14 protein-coding genes are annotated in these 13,822 nt (G+C 66.6%); 12 read left to right on the forward strand and 2 right to left on the reverse strand.

Translation table 11 applies throughout. The features are described from left to right. The first annotated feature begins 415 nt into the window (after positions 1–415). The 12 genes from Rhe02_RS42095 to Rhe02_RS42150 all read left to right on the forward strand — a co-directional run bounded on the left by Rhe02_RS42095 (position 416) and on the right by Rhe02_RS42150 (position 12,951). Complete coding sequence (locus tag Rhe02_RS42095) at positions 416–1,993, forward strand: HNH endonuclease signature motif containing protein (protein WP_203914127.1); 1,578 nt, start codon at positions 416–418, stop codon at positions 1,991–1,993. Between the two features lie 138 nt (positions 1,994–2,131). Then, positions 2,132–2,674, forward strand: a complete 543-nt coding sequence (locus tag Rhe02_RS42100) for a hypothetical protein (RefSeq protein ID WP_203914128.1) — start codon at positions 2,132–2,134, stop codon at positions 2,672–2,674. A gap of 204 nt (positions 2,675–2,878) precedes the next feature. Next, positions 2,879–4,570: an acyl-CoA dehydrogenase gene (locus Rhe02_RS42105; protein ID WP_203914129.1), complete on the forward strand. Its 1,692-nt coding sequence runs from the start codon at positions 2,879–2,881 to the stop codon at positions 4,568–4,570. Continuing rightward, the gene (locus tag Rhe02_RS42110) at positions 4,570–5,151 is read left to right on the forward strand and encodes a TetR/AcrR family transcriptional regulator (RefSeq protein WP_203914130.1); all 582 of its coding nucleotides are present in this window, start codon (positions 4,570–4,572) and stop codon (positions 5,149–5,151) included. The genes Rhe02_RS42105 and Rhe02_RS42110 overlap by 1 nt, the downstream gene beginning before the upstream one ends. Beyond that, a complete protein-coding gene (fabG, locus tag Rhe02_RS42115) occupies positions 5,148–5,891 on the forward strand; it encodes a 3-oxoacyl-ACP reductase FabG (RefSeq protein ID WP_203914131.1) in 744 nt (247 codons plus the stop codon). Before Rhe02_RS42110 ends, fabG begins: the two co-directional genes overlap by 4 nt. Before the next feature lie 13 nt (positions 5,892–5,904). Further along, positions 5,905–6,354, forward strand: a complete 450-nt coding sequence (locus Rhe02_RS42120; RefSeq protein WP_203914132.1) for a MaoC family dehydratase — start codon at positions 5,905–5,907, stop codon at positions 6,352–6,354. Between the two features lie 9 nt (positions 6,355–6,363). Next, the gene (locus Rhe02_RS42125) at positions 6,364–7,320 is read left to right on the forward strand and encodes an NADPH:quinone oxidoreductase family protein (protein ID WP_203914133.1); all 957 of its coding nucleotides are present in this window, start codon (positions 6,364–6,366) and stop codon (positions 7,318–7,320) included. After that, entirely contained in the window at positions 7,317–8,279 is a 963-nt protein-coding gene (locus tag Rhe02_RS42130; RefSeq protein WP_203914134.1) for a phosphotransferase family protein, read from the forward strand. The genes Rhe02_RS42125 and Rhe02_RS42130 overlap by 4 nt, the downstream gene beginning before the upstream one ends. Next, entirely contained in the window at positions 8,279–9,463 is a 1,185-nt protein-coding gene (locus tag Rhe02_RS42135) for an acyl-CoA dehydrogenase family protein (RefSeq protein ID WP_203914157.1), read from the forward strand. The genes Rhe02_RS42130 and Rhe02_RS42135 overlap by 1 nt, the downstream gene beginning before the upstream one ends. Then, positions 9,460–10,866 (forward strand): long-chain-fatty-acid--CoA ligase, encoded by a 1,407-nt coding sequence (locus Rhe02_RS42140; protein WP_203914135.1) that lies wholly within the window; start codon positions 9,460–9,462, stop codon positions 10,864–10,866. Before Rhe02_RS42135 ends, Rhe02_RS42140 begins: the two co-directional genes overlap by 4 nt. After that, a complete protein-coding gene (locus tag Rhe02_RS42145; protein WP_203914136.1) occupies positions 10,863–11,753 on the forward strand; it encodes an alpha/beta fold hydrolase in 891 nt (296 codons plus the stop codon). Before Rhe02_RS42140 ends, Rhe02_RS42145 begins: the two co-directional genes overlap by 4 nt. Further along, positions 11,746–12,951 (forward strand): acetyl-CoA C-acetyltransferase, encoded by a 1,206-nt coding sequence (locus Rhe02_RS42150; protein WP_203914137.1) that lies wholly within the window; start codon positions 11,746–11,748, stop codon positions 12,949–12,951. Before Rhe02_RS42145 ends, Rhe02_RS42150 begins: the two co-directional genes overlap by 8 nt. On the opposite strand, the gene Rhe02_RS42155 is transcribed toward Rhe02_RS42150, so the two are convergent. Both Rhe02_RS42155 and Rhe02_RS42160 read right to left on the reverse strand, forming a co-directional pair. Next, positions 12,932–13,465, reverse strand: coding sequence for a DinB family protein (locus Rhe02_RS42155; protein ID WP_203914138.1), 534 nt, complete (start codon positions 13,463–13,465; stop codon positions 12,932–12,934). The two genes, Rhe02_RS42150 and Rhe02_RS42155, sit on opposite strands and share 20 nt — an antisense overlap. A gap of 18 nt (positions 13,466–13,483) precedes the next feature. Then, complete coding sequence (locus tag Rhe02_RS42160) at positions 13,484–13,816, reverse strand: YybH family protein (RefSeq protein ID WP_203914139.1); 333 nt, start codon at positions 13,814–13,816, stop codon at positions 13,484–13,486. Between the last annotated feature and the right edge of the window lie 6 nt (positions 13,817–13,822).

Below are 13,822 nucleotides of genomic sequence, written 5' to 3' on the forward strand. Positions count from 1 at the left end.
GCCGTGCCACTTGATGCCTCATCCGGCCGCCCCGCCTGCCCGCCCCCTTGCCCTCCGCACCCCATCTCTTGCGCGCCAAGGGAAACTGCTTCAGTCCCGGTTGTCCTTCGTTCCCTTATTGCGCCGCTCCGTCGTGGTCGCTCGCCGCATCTCCCGGCGGCAACGCCACCTGCGTGCTTGGCCGCGCCCGACGGCTGCGCCGTCGACCCGTAGGCGCTGGTTCACCTCCAAGCTGTTCAGGCCACGACCACTCTTCGTGGGTATGTCCATCTCTGCATCAGGCTGGTGAGGTGCCTAGGGGCAACGCCAGCTTCCGGGCGGCGATGCGATGCCCGTGCTCCCCGCCCGGTCGGCTTGGCTCGACAAGATCAGCTGGTTTCAATTTTTGTCGGTGGGGTTGGATAGTCTCATACACATGTTCGACACGGGGGTGATGGAGCGGATGATCTCCCGTGCGCGGCGAATCGCGCAAGAGAACGCCGGCCTGCTGGCCGATATGGTCGAGGTGGCCGAAGCCACTCCGAAGGCGGAGTTCGCCGGGTTCGAGATTTCCTGCGCGTTGACGTTGACCCGTCGGGCCGCCGATGTGCAGCTGGAGCTGGCCCAAACTGTTGTGCGCCGCTTGCCTGCGCTGCATGCTGCGATGGCGGCTGGTGATGTCGATTTGGCCAAAGCCCGCGTCATCGCCGACGGCGTGTGCACTCTGGATCTGGCCACGGCCCGCGCCGTCGTAGAAACGATCCTGCCGGTGGCGCCGGGTTTGACGACCGGTGAGTTGGGGCCGCGGCTGGCCAAACTGGTCATCCAGGCCGACCCCGACGCGGCGGCAAAGCGGCATCGGGTGCGGGTGCGTGGCCGGCGGGTGGAGTTACAGAAGGGCGAGGATAGCTGCGCCACCCTGCTGGGTATCAATCTGCCCGCCGAGGGTGCCCTGGCCGCCTCCAACCGGCTCACCGCCCTGGCCCGTGCGATGAAGCAGGCCGGCGATCCGCGCAGTATGGATCAGTTGCGTGCGGACACGTTCCTGAACCTGTTGCAGGGCAACACCTGCAGCCATCACAGCTATCCCACCGCTCACGTGCCCGGTAGCAAACGTCGCCGCAGCGACTCGGGTGTCGGCAAAGGACCGAGCGACAACAGTGGCTTGGGCAACTGCACCTGCTCGGGCGGCGGCTCAGGCAACGACGGCTTTGGCGGTGGCGCGGGCGGCGGCACCGGCCCGTGCGGCGGCACTGGGTCGGGCGGCGGCACTGGGTCGGGCGGCGGCACTGGGTCGTGCGGCGGCACTGGGTCGGGCGGCTCGGGCGGTGGGACTGGGTCGGGCGGCGGCTCGGGCAACGACGGCTTTGGCGGTGGCGCGGGCGGCGGCACCGGCTCGGGCGGTGGGACTGGGTCGGGCGGCGGTGATGGCGCGGGGAGCGGCCCGAGCAGTGGCGACGGCGGCGGCACTGGCTCGGGCGTGGGCGGTGACATGGGTCGCGGCGGCGATCACTGCTGTGGTTGTGCTGGCGGTTCGCGTCAGCGGGGCGGGGTTGAGCTGACTGGTGATTTGGAGATGCTGGCGCGGCTCAATGATCAGCCGGGTCACCTCAATGGCTTCGGCCCGGTCATTGCCGACATCGCCCGTCAGGTCGCCGCGCAGCAACGTCGCTCGCCGTGGACTTTCACCATCCGTGACTCAGCCACTGGCGAGATATTCACCGGCGCCACCCGGAGGCGGCCGACTGCGGCGATGGCGCGGCATGTGCGCGCACGGGATCGCACCTGCCGGGCTCCGGGTTGCCGGCGTCCGGCGATCTATGCCGATCTGGATCACACGATTGCCTATGAGCACGGCGGCCTGACAGTGGTGGGCAATCTCGGGCCGTTATGTAGATATCACCATCGTGCGAAGCATGAGGGCTGGTGGCATCTGGTTCAGGTCAGGCCGGGAGTGTTCGTGTGGCGTAGCCCCTTGGGCCGTCGTTATGTGGTGCACCCCAGCGCGCCTTAGCCCGGGTGATTTCGACGGCGAGAAGCGCCAGATGTTGGCGAGTTTCGGCCGCATGCTTTGCGCTGAAGCGTCGCGGGTGGGCTGTTAGTTTGTGGCGTGCTCGTGTTGTGGCCGGATGCAGCAGACGTCCTGCGTGACATGATCCGCGATCAGGGTTTGGACCCGAATCGTGTGGAAAGTCCGGAGTCGGCCTGGCGGGTTTTCTGGGCTTTCCTGGCGATCGACATCGACGGACTGGAGCCGAATCAAGCAGGGCTCGAAGACGGGTTCGAGGTGGCGTGGGGTCGCCCGAGTTGGAGTGACGGTCTGCCGAGCCTGTCGTTCTGTAGGCATCTGGCCGTGGAGGCTGCCTGGCCTGCGCCGACAGGGTATGCACCTGAGCATTGGAAGCTCAGCCTTGACATGGTGTTCCGAGATCAAGCCGCCTTCGCCGACGTCGGGGAGTTGAACACACAGGGCAGCGGCGTCTATCACGGGCGGACGGGTCCTGCGATGGCCGATGCCTTGCGTGAGGTCTTGTGGGAGGTGGAGCACCTTCCGGCGTTGCAGGCTCTGTGGAGGAGCACACCGCTGTGGAGCACGGTCAGTTTCGGCTTGCGTGGCCCGCGCAGGCGGCCGGTCGAGAAGTTCGACGCGAAGCAGATGGCGGCCTATAACGACTGGCGGGCGCGCCACGGTTGACCTGCCTTCCAGCGAGGGGCTGGGTCGGCGGCGCAGCCGCCGGGCGCTGCTGAGCACGGGCCTTCGTTGCCGCACGGGAGTTTGCGGCGCGCAAGCACGACGGACCGGCGCAATAGAAAGGCATCAGAAAGGCGGGCGTGGGGGAAGGGCATACCGACCGGTCGGTATTGACAGGAGGTCGGGTGTGGGGGTGTGATGGCGGTCATGACTCACTATCGGGGCAATGTCGGGGACCTGCGGTTCAACCTGTTCGAGCTGTTGGGCATGGGCGACTTGCTTGAGGGTTACGAGCTTGACGTCGACACCGTCAATGACATGCTGACCGAGGTGGAGCGGCTGGCCAGTGGCCCGGTGGCGGAGTCGTTTGCTGAGGTGGACCGGGATCCGCCGGTGTATGACCCAGCGAGCCACAGCGTGCGGATGCCGGAGGCGTTCAAGAGGTCTTACCGCGCGTGGATGGATGCCGAGTGGTGGCGGATGGACATGCCTGTCGCCGCGGGTGGGCAGGGCGCGCCTCGGATGCTGTGGTGGGCGCTGGTTGAGCTGATCCAGGGGGCACAGGCGCCAGTGTTCATGTTCGGCGGGGGGCCGTCGTTTGCGGGGTTGCTGCACACGATAGGGACACCGGAGCAGCGGCGGATCGCTGAGATCATGATTGATCGGCGGTGGGCGGCGTCGATGGTGCTGACCGAGCCTGACGCGGGGTCGGACGTGGGCGCGGGGCGCACGGTAGCCAAGCAGCAGGACGACGGGTCATGGCACATCGAGGGCGTGAAGCGGTTCATCACGTCCGGTGAGCATGACCTGGAGGAGAACATTGTGCATTTCGTGCTCGCCAGGCCGGTGGGGGCCGGGCCGGGGACGAAGGGGCTGTCGATGTTCGTGGTGCCCAAGTATCTCTTCGACGCCGAGACCGGGGAACTCAAGGGGCGCAACGGGGTCTACGCGACCAATGTTGAGAAGAAGATGGGCATCAAGGTTTCGACCACGTGTGAGTTGACGCTCGGTGCCAACGAGCCGGCGGTGGGCTGGCTGGTGGGCGGGGTGCACGACGGAATAGCGCAGATGTTCAAGGTGATCGAGTCGGCGCGCATGCAGGTGGGCGTGAAGGCGATCGCGGCGCTGTCGACCGGGTACCTCAACGCGCTGGAGTACGCGAAGATTCGCGTGCAGGGGGCGGATCTGACCCGGGCGGCGGACAAGACCGCGCCGCGGGTCACCATCGATCGGCACCCGGACGTGCGGCGGATGCTTATGCTGCAACGCGCTTACGCCGAAGGGCTGCGGTCGACCTATCTCTACACGGCCTCGGTGCTCGACCGCGGCGACCCCGGGATGAACGATCTGCTGCTGCCGATCGTCAAGGGGGTGGGCTCGGAGCGGGCCAGCGAAATGCTCATGCTGTCGCTGCAAACACTTGGCGGATCTGGGTTCCTACAGGATTATCCGATCGAGCAATATATTCGCGATACTAAAATCGACACGTTGTACGAGGGCACGACCGGGATTCAGGGGCAGGACTTCTTCTTCCGCAAGATAGTGCGCGACAACGCCGAATGCCTGAACCGTCTGTTCGCGCAGATCGAGCAGGTGCCCGACGAGGCGGTGAAGGGCGCGCTCGCCGAGGTCCGCGCGATGGTCGACACCATGCTCGCCTGGCAGAAAGCGGCGAAAGACCAGCCCGACGAAATCTACAAGGTGGGCCAGAACACGACCCGCCTGCTGATGAGCGTGGGCGATCTCGTCATCGGCTGGCTGCTGGCGCGCAGCGCGCAGATCAGCGAGCAGAAGGTGGCCGTGTCGAAGTTCTTCGGCGAGACCGTGTTGCCGGAGCTGAGCGTGCGCCGCCAGATCCTCGAACGCACCGACAACGCGTTGATGGAAGACGTGTGGTGATGAATACGCGCGAGAAGGTGCTGGCGGCGGCGGAGGAGCTGTTCGCCGAACAGGGTTACGACGCGACCTCGGTGCAGCAGGTGGTGGCCCGGGCCGGGGTGACCAAAGGCGCGCTGTATCACTACTTCTCGGCCAAGGAAGACCTGCTTTTCGAGATATACAACTCGCTTTTCACCGAGCAGACCGCGGGCCTGGACCGGATCGTGGCGCAGCACAGCGACCCGGCCACGACCATCCGCGAGATCATCGATGATCTGGTCATCACCACCGCGGCCCGCACCAGAGCCGTCACCGTCTTCGGCCGCGAAGGCTCGCGCCTGGATGCGCAGCGGTGGCAGACCTTGCAGGCCGCATGGCGCCGCTATCAGGACAGGGTGCGCAAGGTGATCCGGGAGGCGCAGGAAAGCGGGGAGTTTTCCAGCACGACCTCGCCGGAAGTTGTGTCGTGGGCCATTTTTGGTTTCACCAATGACATCCATACGTGGTACCGGCCGGACGGCCCCAAATCGGCGGCGGTCATCGCCAAGGAACTAGCCGACTTCGTCCTCAATGGACTGTCGAAGAAGGAGGACGGGAAATGACGGTAGCCCTCGTCACCGGCGCGGGAAGAGGGATAGGCGCGGCGACCGCGAAGCGGCTCGCCAGCGACGGCGCGGCGGTAGCCGTGATCGACCTGCGCGAGGCGGACACGGCGGAAACCGTTGACGCGATTAATGGCGCGGGCGGCAGGGCGATCGGGATAGGGTGCGACGTCGCGGTCACCGATCAGGTCGAGGCCGCCTTCGAGCGCACCCTGGCCGAGCTGGGTGGTCTGGACATCCTCGTCAACAACGCGGGCGTCATCCGCGACAACATGCTGTTCAAGATGACCGATGACGACTGGGACACCGTGATGGGAGTCCACCTTCGCGGCGCCTTCCTGTGCTCGCGGGCGGCTCAGCGCACGATGGTGGCGCAGCGCTCCGGCAAAATCGTGAACCTGAGCTCGACCTCGGCCCTGGGTAACCGGGGGCAGGCCAACTATGCCGCGGCCAAAGCCGGGATTCAGGGCTTCACCCGCACCCTGGCGCTGGAGCTGAGTCCCTTCGGCATCAACGTGAACAGCATCTCGCCCGGGTTCATCATCACCCCGATGATCGAGGAGACGGCGCGCCGGATGGGAGTCCCGCTCGACGTGTTCGTCAAGGGCGCGGCCGAGGCGTTGCCGATCAGGCGGGTGGGAACCCCGGAAGATATCGCTGGAGTGGTTTCCTTCCTGGTGGGGCCGGACGCCTCCTACATCACAGGCCAGAACATCTACGTAGACGGTGGCTACAGATAAGGACATACCTGATATGGCATTCAACTCGCTCGACGAACTCAAGGCCGCGGTCGGGAGCCAGGTCGGCCTCAGCGACTGGATCGAGGTGTCCCAGGAGCGGATCAACACGTTCGCCGATGCCACCGGCGACCACCAGTGGATCCACATCGACCCTGAGCGCGCCGCGAAGGGCCCGTTCGGCACCACCATCGCCCACGGCTACCTGACGCTGTCCCTGCTGCCCGTGCTGGCGCAGGGCGTGACCACGGTGGAAGGGGTAAGGATGGCCGTCAACTACGGCCTGAACAAGGTGCGCTTCCCCGCCCCGGTCCCGGTCGGGTCGCGGGTGCGGGCACGTTTCGAGCTGCTCTCGGTGGAGGACATCGAGGGCGGCGCCCAGCTGGTTTCACGGGTCACCGTGGAGCGCGAGGGTGGCGATAAACCGGTCTGTGTCGCCGAGGCCGTCTCCCGAATCTATCTGTAGGAGCCCGATATGTTGGCATGGCAGGTGTTCGAGCACGGCGAGCCGGCTGACGTGCTCAAGCTCAATGAGGTCGAGATGCCCGAGCCGGGGCCGGGCCAGGTGGTTGTCCGGGTGAAGGCGGCCGCGCTCAACTTCCCGGATGTGTTGCTGTGCCGCGGCCAGTACCAGGTTCGCCCGCCGCTGCCGTTCACGCCGGGCGTGGAGCTGTGCGGCGAGGTGGTGGGGACCGGCCAGCGCGTCATCGGCAACCCGGTGCTGCCCCAGGGCGCTCTGGCCGAGTACGCGCTCGCGAATGAGGCGGACATCTTCCCGGCACCGTCGGCATTGGACGATGCGGCCGCGGCGAGCATGCACATCGCCTATCAGACGGGATGGTTCGGTCTGCACCGGCGAGCCCACCTGCAAGCCGGGGAGACCCTGCTGGTACACGCGGCCGCCGGTGGGGTGGGCAGCGCCGCGGTGCAGCTGGGCAAGGCCGCCGGCGCCCGCGTGATCGCCGTGGTGGGCGGGGCGGACAAGGCCGAAGTGGCCCGCCAGCTCGGCGCGGACGTGGTGGTGGACCGCCGTACGGAGAACTTCATCTCGGTGGTGAAAGAGGTGACCGAGGGCCGCGGCGCGGATGTCATCTACGACCCGGTCGGTGGGGAGGCCTATGCGGGGTCGGCCAAGTGCGTGGCGTTCGAAGGCCGCATCCTCGTGGTCGGGTTCGCCGGCGGCACGGTTCCGGCGCCCCCGCTCAACCACGCGCTGGTGAAGAACTATTCGATCGTCGGCCTGCATTGGGGGCTCTACAAACAGCACGACCTCCAGCTGATCGCCGACTGCCACGCCAAGCTCACCGAGCTTGCCGCGCTTGGGGTGGTGGACCCGCTCATCGGCGGGCGGCTGAGCCTCGACGACGCGCCCGCCGGTCTGCGCCAGCTCGGCGCGGGCGAGTCGGTGGGCCGGATAGTGGTGGAACTATGACACTTCCGCCGGGACTTGACTTGGATGCGGCCAGCCGGCTCATCGGTATGGAGCTCAGCGGGGGTGAGCTGATCGCGGGGGGTAAGTCCAATCTCACCTACCGGGTCAGCGGGCCGGAGGGCGAGTGGGTGGTGCGGCGGCCGCCGTTGGGCCATGTGCTGTCCACCGCCCACGACATGGCTCGCGAGTTCCGTGTGATCAGCGCGCTTGGGCCGACCAATGTGCCGGTGCCACAGGCGATCGCGCTTAGCGAGGATCCTTCGTTCTATGTGATGGGCTTCGTCCCCGGTCCGGTCTACCGTACGGCCGAAGCGCTTGGCACGCTTGGGCCGCGCCGCATCGAGCGGCTGATGGGCAATCTGGTCGATGTGCTCGTGGAGCTGCACTCGGTGGACCCGGCCTCGGTGGGGCTTTCCGACTTCGGCCGGCCGGACGGGTACCTGGAAAGGCAGCTGCGCAGATGGCAGAAGCAGTACGAGTCCTCGCGGAGCCGCCAGATCGATGGGGTCGACGAGCTGCACGACCTTCTGGTGGAGAAGCTGCCCGCGTCGTCGAAGTCGTCGATTGTGCACGGCGACTACCGCATCGACAACTGCATCTCCTCCGAGGAGGACACGATCGCGGCCGTGCTCGACTGGGAGATGTCGACGCTCGGTGATCCGCTCACCGATGTCGGTCTGCTGCTTATGTATTGGCGCCTTCACATCGAGGATGTCGCGCTCCCGCCGGGCGCGCCTACCAGCGCCGAGCTGGCGCAGCAGTACGCGGTCAAACGCGGGCTCGATCTGGCCGAGCTGGACTGGTATCTGGCGTTCGCCAACTACAAGCTCGCGGTGATCGCCGAGGGCATCCATTTCCGGTACCAGGCCGGGCAAACCGTGGGCGAGGGCTTCGCCGACATGGGCCCGCTGGTTCCGCGCCTTATCGCTCAAGGACACGACGCGCTCAGGGGGCAATGATGCATTTCGCTCACGACGACCTTCCCTTGCTCGACACCTTGCAAGACTTCATGAAGTCGCATGTCTTCCCGGCTGAGAAGGTGCTCGAGGAGCAGCTGGAGACGATTCCACTGTGGACTACCGCGCCGATCGTCCAGGAGCTGAAGGCGGCGGCCCGCGAGCGCGGGTTGTGGAACCTATTCCGCGACCTGCCCAACCTGGAGTATGCCCGCGTGGCCGAGGTTTCCGGGTGGAGCCCGCACCTGGCGCCCGAGGCGATGAACTGCGCCGCCCCGGACACCGGCAACATGGAGGTGATCTCCCAATTCGGCACCGAGGCGCAAAAGGAGCAGTGGCTCAAACCCTTGCTGGAAGGCGAGATTCGGTCGGCTTTCTGTATGACCGAGCCGGAGGTCGCCTCCTCGGACGCGAGCAACATCACCACCTCGATCCGCCGCGAGGGCGATGAATACGTCATCGACGGGCGTAAGTGGTTCGCCTCCGGCGCGATGAACCCGAACTGCAAGATCTTTATCGTGATGGGCAAGAGCGACCCCGACGCCGATCGGCACCGCCAGCAGAGCATGATCCTGGTGCCACGGGACACCCCGGGCATCGACGTCAAGCGCAGCATGCATGTCTTCGGCTTCAACGACGGCCATCACGGTGGCCATGCCGAGATAATTTTCTCCGGGGTACGGGTTCCAGCGTCGAACATGATTGCCAACGAGGGCGATGGCTTCGCCATCGCTCAGGCAAGGCTAGGGCCGGGCCGCATCCACCACTGCATGCGCCTGATCGGCATGGCGGAGCGGGCGCTTTCGCTCATGTGCCAGCGGGCCCAGTCGCGCATCGCGTTCGGCAAGCCGGTCGCGCAGCAGGGCGTGGTGATGGACTGGATCGCCGAGTCGCGGGTACGCATCGAACAGGCTCGCCTGCTGGTGCTCAAGACCGCGTGGCTCATGGATACCGTGGGCAACAAGGGCGCCCACACCGAGATCCAGGCCATCAAGATCGCTGTCCCGCTGATGGCGGAATGGGTGCTGGACAAGGCGATCCAGGTGCACGGCGGCGGCGGAGTCAGCCAGGAGTTCCCGCTTTCGTCGCTGTGGGCGGCCGCGCGTACCCTGCGTCTGGCCGACGGCCCGGACGAGGTGCACAAGATGTCGCTGGCCCGGCGCGAGCTGAAGCAATACCAGTCATGACCTTCAACCTGGCCACCATTTTGGCGGAGTCGGCGTCGGCCTACCCGGATAGGGCGGTGGCGGTCCTTGAGGGGCGAAAGCTGACCTATGCGGAGCTGGACGCTGCCTCTGGCCGGGTGGCCGGGGCCTTGCTCGGCGCTGGGCTGCACTGCGGTGACCGGGTGGGTGTGCAGCTGCCGAACTCGTTCGAGTTTCTCTACGCCTATTTCGGCATTCTCAAGGCGGGCTTGGTGATGGTGCCGATCAACCCGCAGCTGAAGGCGGCCGAGATCGGTCACATGATGGAGGACTCCGGGGCGGCGCTGCTCATCGACACCCTTGACGATCCGTTGCTGGGCAGCGGCTCTGCGGTGCCGATGGCGCTCACCCAGGCCGGTGACACCGCTGTGATCATCTACACCAGCGGTACCACGGGCAAGCCCAAAGGCGCTGAGCTGAGCCACTTTCAGCTCTACCTCAACTGCACCATCGCGGGCGAGACCTTCGGGGTGCGGCCGGAGGACGTGTCGCTGGCCGCCCTGCCGTTCTTCCACATCTACGGCCTGTCGGGCCTGATCAACTGCGCTGTGCGCTATGGCGGCGCGATGGTTCTGGTGCCGCGTTTCGAGCCGCAGGCGGTGTTCGACCTGATCGCCGAGCACCGGATCACCGTCCTGGCCGGGGTGCCCACCATGTACCACGCGCTGTGGATGGCCGAAGTGGGCGACCGCGACCTGTCCTGCCTCAGGCTCGCCTCCTCCGGCGGGGCGTCCATGCCCGAGGCGCTGCTGACCGGGTTCGAGAAGAAGTTCGGCGTCGTGATCCTTGAGGGCTACGGCATGTCCGAGACCGGAAGCACCGCGACCATGAACCAGAGCGCGACACAGCGCAAGCCGCTCTCGGTGGGTAAGCCGATCTGGGGCGTGCAATGCAGGATAGTCAGCCCGCTCGGCGACGACCTGCCCGATGGTTCTGTGGGCGAGCTGTGGCTGCGCGGGCATGTGGTGATGAAGGGCTACTTCGGCAACCCGTTGGCCACGGCCGAGACCGTCGTCGACGGCTGGCTGCGCACAGGCGATCTGGCCTACCGCGATCCCGACGGTTTCCTGTTCCTCGTCGATCGAATAAAGGACCTCATCATCCGGGGCGGTTACAACGTCTATCCGCGCGAGGTCGAGGAGGTCCTCTATGGACACCCGGCGGTGGCCGAGGCGGCCGTCATCGGCCGGCCCGACGACCGGCTCGGCGAGGAAGTCGTTGCCGTGGTGGCGCCCAAGCCCGGGTGCACAATCGACGTAGACGAGCTGATCGCCCACTGCCGGGAACGGCTGGCTCTCTACAAGTGCCCGCGTGAGGTACGCGTGCTCGCGTCGCTGCCCAAGAGCGACACGGGCAAGCTGTTGAAGAGGGAGCTCCGCAGATGATGATGGATATCGATGGTCCGGTTCACTACGCCGACTTCGGCGGGCCTGCGGACGCCCCTCGGGTGGTCTACGTCCACGGGCTCGGCGGGTGCTCCCTGAACTGGAACGCGCTGGCACCACTGCTGGAAAACCAGGTGCGCGCGGTAGCCGTGGACTTGCCCGGCTTCGGGCGCACCCCGGCTGCGGGCCGGCGCACCAGTGTGGCGGCCAATGCCGGTGTGCTGCGGCGCTTTCTGCAGAGGCTGCCCGGAGCCGGGCAGTTCACCCTGATCGGCAACTCGATGGGGGCCTACGTCTCGATGGTGGCCGCCGTCGATCAGCCCACCCTGATCAAAGCGCTCGTGCTGGTGGATCCGACGCTGCCGCTCATCGGCAGGCTGCAGGTGGATCCCGCCGTGCGCAAGCAGTTCATCATCAACGGCATTCCCGGGTTGGGGGAGTACGTGCTGGCGCGGCGCTGGGCGGCTGTGCCGGCCCGGACCCGCGTGGCCGAGGTGCTCACCCGCTGCTGCTTGGACCCAAGCAAGGTGTCGCCGGAGATGGTGGAAGACATGGTGGCGATGGAGGAGGAGCTGACCCGGCAGCGCCGCCACACCGCGGCCTATCTGGGGGCGGCGCGCTCGATCGTGCGCGGGCTGGCCCGTCCCAGCGCCTATTGGCGGCGGATGCAGGCGATCCGGCAGCCGGTCCTGCTGCTGCACGGCACCTACGACCGGCTGATCCCTGTCGCGTCGGCCCGCGAGGCGGCCAAACGCCTGCCGCACTGGAGCTTTGTCGAGCTGGAGGCGGGACACATCCCGCAGATGGAAACCCCTGACGCGGTGGCCGGCGAAGTTCTGGCCTGGCTTACCGCGCACAACATCATCAAGGAGCCGGACCATGCCTGAAGCCGTTATCGTCGCCGCGGCCCGATCCCCGATCGGCCGCGCCTTCAAGGGATCGCTCGCGTCGATGCGGCCCGACAACCTCGCCGCCCAGATCGTGCGCGCCGCGCTCGACCAGGTGCCGCAGCTTGACCCGGCCCAGATCGACGACCTCATGCTCGGCTGCGCCGAGCCCTTCGGCGAGCAGGGAAACAACCTGGCCCGCGTGGTCTCGGTGCTGCTCGGTTACGACCACCTGTCCGGGGTCACCGTCAACCGCTTCTGCTCGTCGAGCCTGCAGACCACGCGGATGGCGCTGCACGCCATCAAGGCCGGCGAGGGCGAGGTCTTCGTCTCGGCCGGGGTGGAGACCGTGTCGCGCTACGTCAAATTCGACTATGAGCTGAACCCGGCCTTCGACGAAGCGAGGGAGCGCACGGCTCGCGCGGCCGAAGGTGGTACCCAGGAATGGATCGACCCCAGAGAAAGCGGCAGCCTGCCCGACATCTACATCACGATGGGACAGACGGCCGAGAACCTGGCGCTGGCCAAGGGGATCAGCCGCCAGCAGATGGACGAGTTCGGTGTCCGGTCGCAGAATCTGGCGGAAAAGGCCATCCAGCAAGGCTTCTGGGCGCGCGAGATCACGCCGGTGAAGCTGGCCGACGGCACCGAGGTCGCCAAGGACGACGGCCCGCGCGCCGGGGTCAGCTACGAGGCCGTCGCCGGGCTCAAGCCGGTGTTCCGCCCGGACGGCCGGGTGACCGCCGGAAACTGCTGTCCCCTCAACGATGGCGCGGCCGCGCTGGTGGTCATGTCCGACCGCAAGGCGCGCGAACTCGGCATCACTCCGCTGGCCCGGATCGTGGCCACCGGCGTCTCCGGGCTGTCGCCCGAGATCATGGGGCTGGGCCCGGTGGAGGCGTCGAAGCAGGCGCTCGCCCGCGCCGGCATGTCCGTCTCCGACATCGACCTGGTCGAGATCAATGAGGCTTTCGCGGCTCAGGTGATCCCGTCATATCAAGACCTGGGTATCCCGCTGGAAAAGGTCAACGTCAACGGCGGCGCGATCGCGGTCGGGCACCCCTTCGGGATGACCGGCGCCCGGATCACCACCACGCTCATCAACTCGCTTCGCTTCCACGACAAGCAATTCGGTCTGGAGACGATGTGCGTGGGTGGTGGTCAGGGCATGGCGATGGTCATCGAGCGGCTTGCTTAGTCACGTCGTGGAGGTGGTGGATGGGATCGTGCACCAGGTAGCGGGCGAAGGACTCCACGGTGAACTTCGCCCCGTCGCTCCTGGCGCCGGTCCTTTCCCACTGGTCGGCGTCGAGCTTGGCGAAGGAGGCCGCCAGCGCTTGGGCGGCCAGGAATAGCTCGATGATGACCTGTTGCGGGTCTTGCTCGGAGTAGCGCTCCTGCACCGCGGTCGCGTCCTGGTCCCAGTTCGGGTAGGTCGGGTCGTCTTCGTTGAGCATGAGGCCGAGCCGATAGTCGTAGAGGCGGAACACATCGCGCACATGGCAGCCGTATTCCAGCGGCGACCACGTGTCCGGGCGCGGGCGCTCACGCAGATCGGCGCGGGAGGCGAAGACCTCCTGCCAGTCGTGCGCATTCTCCCTGATCAGCCGCGCAACTTCTTCGCGTGCAACGATTTCCGCCTCGAACCCGCATTCGGGGCAGGGCCGTTGCAAGACCCAGGTCCAGTCCTTGTCGTCCGGCACGATGCTCATAGCAGCAACCTAGACCTGTTACGACTCGTAGGAGATGGTGAGGTCGGACACCTCGCCATCCCTCCAACGGACCTGCATGGACCCCGAACCGCCGTTGTCCCAGTCGAACCGGGCCAGTGCGGTCTCCGGTGCCACCTCCTCGATGGACCAGATGCTCATCGTGTCGGTGGGTGGCTGGTTGGCGTAGGCGGCGGCGATCTTGTGACGTCCCTTGAAGGGCCCGATCGGCACCCCGTCAAAGGTCATCACGGCGTCTTCGGCGAAGGTTTCCACAAACGCGTCGTAGTCGCCGGAACGCACCGCGTCGTTGAAGAGCTCTTCGTGCTGACGCACGGCCTCGGTCAGATCCATGCGGCG

The organism is Rhizocola hellebori, assembly GCF_016862955.1.
Lineage (GTDB): Bacteria > Actinomycetota > Actinomycetes > Mycobacteriales > Micromonosporaceae > Rhizocola > Rhizocola hellebori.